This is a genomic window from Pseudomonas sp. PS02303 (genome assembly GCF_029959925.1).
Classification (GTDB): Bacteria; Pseudomonadota; Gammaproteobacteria; order Pseudomonadales; family Pseudomonadaceae; genus Aquipseudomonas; species Aquipseudomonas mandelii.
Genome location: NZ_JASCOM010000314.1, coordinates 1 through 6,202 on the forward strand (window position 1 = coordinate 1; position 6,202 = coordinate 6,202).

Genomic DNA, 6,202 nt, shown 5'->3' on the forward strand with positions numbered 1-6,202 from the left:
CCCCCGCGGCCCCCCCCCCCCCCCCCCGCCGCCGGCGCGCCCGGGCCCCCCCCCCCCCCCCCCCCCCCCCCCACGCCGGTGTCGAGCACCAGAGAGGCGGACGGCGGCGGTTCATAGGGCGCGGAAATCCCGGTAAATCCCGCCAGGTCACCACGACGCGCCCGCGCATAATGACCTTTGGGATCACGCTGCTCGCACACCGCCAACGAAGCGCTGCACCAGACTTCGCGATAATCCTCACCCAGACGGCGAGCGAACACCTCACGCAACTCCACCAGCGGCGCGATCATCGCGAGAATGACGATCTGCCCGTTCTCCACCAACAGCGCCGCGAGTTCGCTGGCGCGGCGGATGTTCTCCAGACGATCGCTGTCGGAAAAGCCCAGGTCACGATTGAGCCCGACCCGCAAGCCGTCGCCATCGAGCACCACGCTCTGCACGCCGCGCTCGAACAACTCAGCGTGCAGGGCCTGGGCCAGCGTCGATTTACCCGCCGCCGGCAAACCGGTCAGCAGGATCGCGGTGCCGTGATGACCATTGCGGGTCTCCCGTTGTTCGCGATTGATGCTCGCGGTCGGCGCCAGCAGGTTATTGGACCGGAGCATGGGTCACCGGCACACTGATATTGCCCGACGCCCACGCCGCTTCGCGGTTGGCCAAGGCGGTGGCGATGGATTGGACTTCGGTGGATTGCACCTCGTCCGGCATCGGATCGAGGCCGGCGCTGGCGAAGATCTGGCCGTAGGCGTTACGCAGATCGGCATAGGACAGGTCCCGGCGCAAATCCGCCTGCAACGTGTTCAGTTCACCCTGGATCAGGTCCAGTTCACCAAGTCCCGCCGCCTGATGACGGTTGCGCAATTGCCCCAGAATCTCCCCGTCGATGCTCGAGAGTTCCTGGTTGGTCTGGAACTGATTCAGCGCTTCCTGGTAGTTGGCGTTCACCACATAGAGCTGGGCCAGCACCGCGATGGACATGGCCTGGCGCCGTGCCTTGGCGACCTCTTCGCCGGCCTTGGCCACGTTGATCGCGGCCGGTGCGGAAATCACGTTGAACAGGTTCCAGGTCAGCTTCACACCGTAGTCGGCCCACTTGTCATTGACCAGAAACGAGTTGCTGTCGTAATGCCCACCTGCCGAAAACTCCAGCCCCGGCAACAGCCGCAGCATGGCTTTACGGGTTTCGGCAGTGCTGATGCGGGTCTGGTAATCCTGTTCGCGCAGCTCCGGACGGCTGGCCAGGGCTTCATGCTCCAGGCTGGCCATGCCGACCTTCAACTGCGGAATCGAGTAGTCGTCCGGGGTCGCCAATTTCAGATCGGTGCCCATCGGCAGGTTGATCAGAGTCGCCAGTTCGGTTTTGGCCAGGGACAGCGCCCGGCGTTGCTCTTGCAGCTGGCGGGTCGCCTCGATCAGCGAACGCTGGTAACCCAGCGCCTGGATCGGATCGCCGATGCGTTGGGTGCTCATGCTTTGGCTGTTGCCGCGTGCCGTATCGACCCGCGCCATCAGGCTGTCGATCTGCGTGAGCAAACGTTCGGCGGCCACCGCTCGCCAATAGGCCGAGCGCACGTCCTGGACGATGGTGTTGATGACCTTGCGCCGACGTTCCTGAACAATCAGGCGCTGGTCGCCTTGTTGCTTGGCACTGATGTAGCTGACGCCGAAGTCGAGGACGTTCCACACCATGGTCAGGTCGGCCACTCGGCGGTCGCGGTCCTGGGAGGTCGACGGTTCCAAAGACTGGGTGCCGGTCAGTACGCTCTGGCTGCTGGAGGCGCCAACGTTGCTACGCCCGACGTAGCCTGCATCCAGGGCCATGCGCGGCAGCATGTCGAAACTGGCGAGGTCGAGTTGGCGCTTGGCCAATGCCTCTTCCATGATCTTGAGCCGGCCTTCAAGGTTGTACTTCACCGCTCGGGCCATGGCCTGGTGCAAGGTCAGCGGACCACTGAGCGGCTCCTGGCCGGTGTACATATTTTGCAGATCGCTCTTGGCGCGCTGTTCGCTGACGCTGCGTTCGATCGGTTCACTTTTGACGGCACATCCGCTTATCGCAAGCGCCAGCAGGCTGACGCACAACAACGAGTGACTTCTATTCATCCTTGACTGCCCCTGAGTGCTGCACTGATTTTATGGTTATTTCAGGCCTGCATTTCGCTGATGCCGACCTGTTTCAACGCTGCGGCCAGGCTGTCGACCTGCCGTTGCTCGGTGTCTTTGAGTTGTTGCAATTGCTGGTTCAGCGTCAGCGCGCCAAACACGCCACGCAGTCCTTGGGAAACATCCGAGTCCTTGATCGAATGACTGCCGAACGAGTTCAGTGAGTCGCGTTCACTGCTGGTGTCCTGATTGAACAGACTCGACAGCGTACTGGTGCTGAATACCCCGCCATCGCCCCCCCCAAAGCCAAGGAAACCGTGACCTGACCCATCGCCGCCACTGTCGCTGCTGCTGAATACCTGGGCGATGAAGCTGCGGGTCAGCGCGCCGCGGTTGATGAAAATGTCCCCCAGCGGCCGGATGCCGTTGCCGATCACCCGGTCTTCGAACAGCGGGGTAAAGGTCAGCGGCGAGCCCAGCGCACCCGTTGGCGCGGCGAAAATGATCGGTTGCAGCGGCGCGTTCGGTTGCTCAGCAACGGTTACGGGTTGCGAGACGGGGATCACCGGATCGACCGGCACCAACACACTTGGGGTCGATACGGTGTTGATCGCGAAGTTATTCGACTGGCTGGCGCCGCTGCCGGCATTGCCCGAACCGTCACTGACGCCCGCGATGTTCAGGCTGATCACGTTGCTGCCGTTGCTGACATTGTTGGTAGGCGTCAGCATCGCGGTCCAGGTTGTACCGCCGTCGCTGCTGGACAGGTCGGACAACGTGCCGTTGGCCACATTGATGTCGGACAGGTCGAAACCGCTCACTGCTTCGTTGAACGTGATCGTCACCAGCGACGTCTGTCCGACGCCAATGTTGGGGTTGGCGACCACGACGGTGACGGTCGGCCGTTCACCGTCGATGGCGTAATTGTTGGACACAGCGAAGCTGCTGCCGGTATTGCCTGCCAGGTCGGCGACATTGCTGGTGTCGAGGGCGATGAAGTTGCTCGGATCGGACATATTCGCGGTGGGCGTGAAGGTCGCGGTCCAGGTCTTGCCGCCGTCACTGCTGGCCAGGTTGCTCAACTCGCCGTTGGTCACGCTCAAATCCGACAAGTCGAAGTCGCTGACCACCTCGCTGAAGGTGAAGGTCACGAGCGTGGTCTGGCCAATACCCAAATGCGAATTGGCGACCACGATGGTGGCGGTCGGGCGCGTGGCATCGAGGGCGTAGTTGTTGGAAATGGCAATCGCGGCACCGGCATTGCCTGCCGCGTCGGCCACGTTGCCGGTGTCGAGCAGGATCAGGTTGGTGGTGTCGTTGATGTTCGCCGTCGGCGTCAGGGTCGCGGTCCAGGTCACGCCGCCGTCGCTGCTGGCCAGGTTGGACAGCACACCGTTGGCCACGCTGAGGTCCGACAAGTCGAAACCGGACACCGCTTCGCTGAAGGTGATGGTTACCGTGGTGGTCTCGCCAATACCGAGGCGATTGTCCGCGACCACGATGGTGGCGGTCGGCCGCGCCGTGTCGACGGCGTAATTATTGGAATCGGTCACGCCCACGCCGCTGTTGCCTGATGCATTGATCACACCGCTGTTGTCGAGGCTGATCAGGTTGCTGCTGTCCGTCACGTCGACCGTTGGCGTGAAGGTCGCCGTCCAGGTGACGCCGCCGTCGCTGGACGAGACATTGCTCAGCGTGCCGTTGGCGATGGTCAGGTCAGCGTTGCTGAAACCACTCACCGCTTCGCTGAAGGTGATGGTCACGCCTGAAGTTTCGCCGGCCTTGAGGGCGTTGTCGGCGATCACGATGGTCGCGGTCGGCACTTGGGTTTCCACCACGTAGTTGGCGGAGTTGGTGGTGCCCGTACCGGCGTTACCGGCCTGGTCTGCTATGCCGGTGTTGTTCAGGGTGATGAGGTTGGTCGCATCGGTTACGCCGAGGGTCGGGGTGAAAGTCGCGGTCCAGGTGATCCCGCCATCGCTGCTGCTGACGGCGCTCAACGTGCCGTTGGCGATGCTCAAGTCGCTGTTGTCGAAACCGCTGACCGCCTCGCTGAAGGTGATGGTCACCAGTGAGGTTTCGCCCGGTTTCAGAGTCGTATCACTCAAGACGATGGTGGCGGTCGGGCGCAGGCTGTCGATCACGTAGTTGTTGGAGTCGGTGGTGCCGCTGCCCGCGTTACCGGCCAGGTCGACGATGCCGGTGTTGTCCAGCGTGATGAGGTTAGTCGCATCGTTGACGCTGACAGTCGGCGTGAAGGTTGCCGTCCAGGTGATGCCGCCGTCGCTGCTGCTCACCGCACTCAATGTGCCGTTGGCAATAGTCAGGTCGGCATTGGAGAAACCGCTGACCGCCTCGCTGAACGTGATGGTGACCAGCGAGGTTTGGCCCAGCGCCAGCGTGGTGTCCGCCACCACGATGGTGGCCGTCGGGCGCACGGTGTCGATGGCGTAGTTGTTCGAATCGGTGGTGCCGCTGCCCACGTTGCCCGAGGCATTTTGCACACCGCTGTTGTCCAGGGTAATCAGGTTGGTGGCATCGGTGATGCTGGTGGTCGGCGTGAAAGTCGCCGTCCAGGTGATGCCGCCGTCACTGCTGCTCACCGCGCTGAGCGTGCCGTTGGCGATAGTCAGGTCGGCGTTGCTGAAACCGGTCACTGCTTCGGAGAAGGTGATGGTCACCAGCGAGGTTTCGCCGATGTTCAGGGCGTTGTCGGCGACCACGATGGTGGCGGTCGGCAGCACGGTGTCGATGGTGTAGTTGCCGGAATTGGTGGTGCCGCTGCCGGTATTGCCAGCAAGGTCAGCCACGCCGGTATTGGCCAAGGTGATGACGTTGGTCAGGTCATTCACGCCGACGGTGGGCGTGAAGGTCGCGGTCCAGGTGATGCCACCGTCGCTGCTGCTCACGGCGGTTAACGTGCCGTTGGCAATCGTCAGGTCAGCGTTGGTGAAACCACTGACGGCCTCGGAGAAGGTGATGGTCACCAGCGAAGTTTCGCCGGCACTCAGGGTCGGGTCTGCCAGGACGATGGTCGCGGTAGGGCGGAGCGTATCGATGGCGTAGTTGTTGGAATCGGTAGTGCCGCTGCCGGCGTTGCCCGCCAGATCCGCGATGCCGGTGTTGTCCAGGGTGATCAGGTTAGTCGTGTCATTGACGCTGGCACTCGGGGTGAAGGTCGCCGTCCAGGTGATGCCGCCGTCGCTGCTGCTCACCGCACTCAATGTGCCGTTGGCGATGGTCAGGTCGGCATTGGAGAAACCGCTGACCGCCTCGCTGAACGTGATGGTGACCAACGAGGTTTGGCCCAGCGCCATCGTGGTGTCCGCCACCACGATGGTGGCCGTCGGGCGCACGGTGTCGATGGCGTAGTTGTTGGAGTTGGTGGTGCCGCTGCCGGCATTGCCCGAACCGTTTTGCACACCGCTGTTGTTGAGCACGATCAGGTTGGTCGCGTCGGTAATGCTGCCGGTCGGCGTGAACGTGGCCGTCCAGGTGATGCCGCCGTCACTGCTGCTCACCGCGCTGAGCGTGCCGTTGGCGATAGTCAGGTCGGCGTTGCTGAAACCGGTCACTGCTTCGGAGAAGGTGATGGTCACCAGCGAGGTTTCGCCTATGTTCAGGGCGTTGTCGGCGACCACGATGGTGGCGGTCGGCAGCACGGTGTCGATGGTGTAGTTGCCGGAGTTGGTGGTGCCGCTGCCGGTATTGCCGGCAAGGTCGGCCACGCCGGTATTGGCCACGGTGATGACGTTGGTCAGGTCATTCACGCCAACGGTAGGCGTGAAGGTCGCGGTCCAGGTGATGCCACCGTCGCTGCTGCTCACAGCCGTCAACGTGCCATTGGCAATCGTCAGGTCAGCGTTGGTGAAACCACTGACGGCCTCGGAGAACGTAATCGTCACCAGCGAAGTTTCGCCGGCACTCAGGGTCGGGTCTGCCAGGACGATGGTCGCGGTAGGGCGGAGCGTATCGATGGCGTAGTTGTTGGAATCGGTAGTGCCGCTGCCGGCGTTGCCCGCCAGATCCGCGATGCCGGTGTTGTTCAGGGTGACCAGGTTGGTCGTATCGTTGATGCTGGCGCTCGGGGTAAAGGTCG

3 protein-coding genes are annotated in these 6,202 nt (G+C 62.8%); all 3 read right to left on the reverse strand.

The window, feature by feature from the left end; all coding sequences use genetic code 11:
* A partial coding sequence (gene cysC / locus QMX98_RS31305; RefSeq protein ID WP_282411914.1) for an adenylyl-sulfate kinase occupies nucleotides 1–605 on the reverse strand: 605 nt, incomplete at its 3' end.
* A complete protein-coding gene (locus QMX98_RS31310) occupies nucleotides 589–2,103 on the reverse strand; it encodes a TolC family protein (RefSeq protein WP_282411915.1) in 1,515 nt (504 codons plus the stop codon). The genes QMX98_RS31310 and cysC, both read right to left, overlap by 17 nt.
* 41 nt (nucleotides 2,104–2,144) lie before the next feature.
* The coding region (locus QMX98_RS31315) for an Ig-like domain-containing protein (RefSeq protein ID WP_282411916.1) at nucleotides 2,145–6,202 on the reverse strand (4,058 nt) is incomplete at its 5' end.

Excerpts from the sequence above, each read along its gene's own strand:
- QMX98_RS31310 (WP_282411915.1), bottom strand. The coding sequence starts at position 2,103 with ATGAATAGAAGTCACTCGTTGTTGTGCGTCAGCCTGCTGGCGCTTGCG.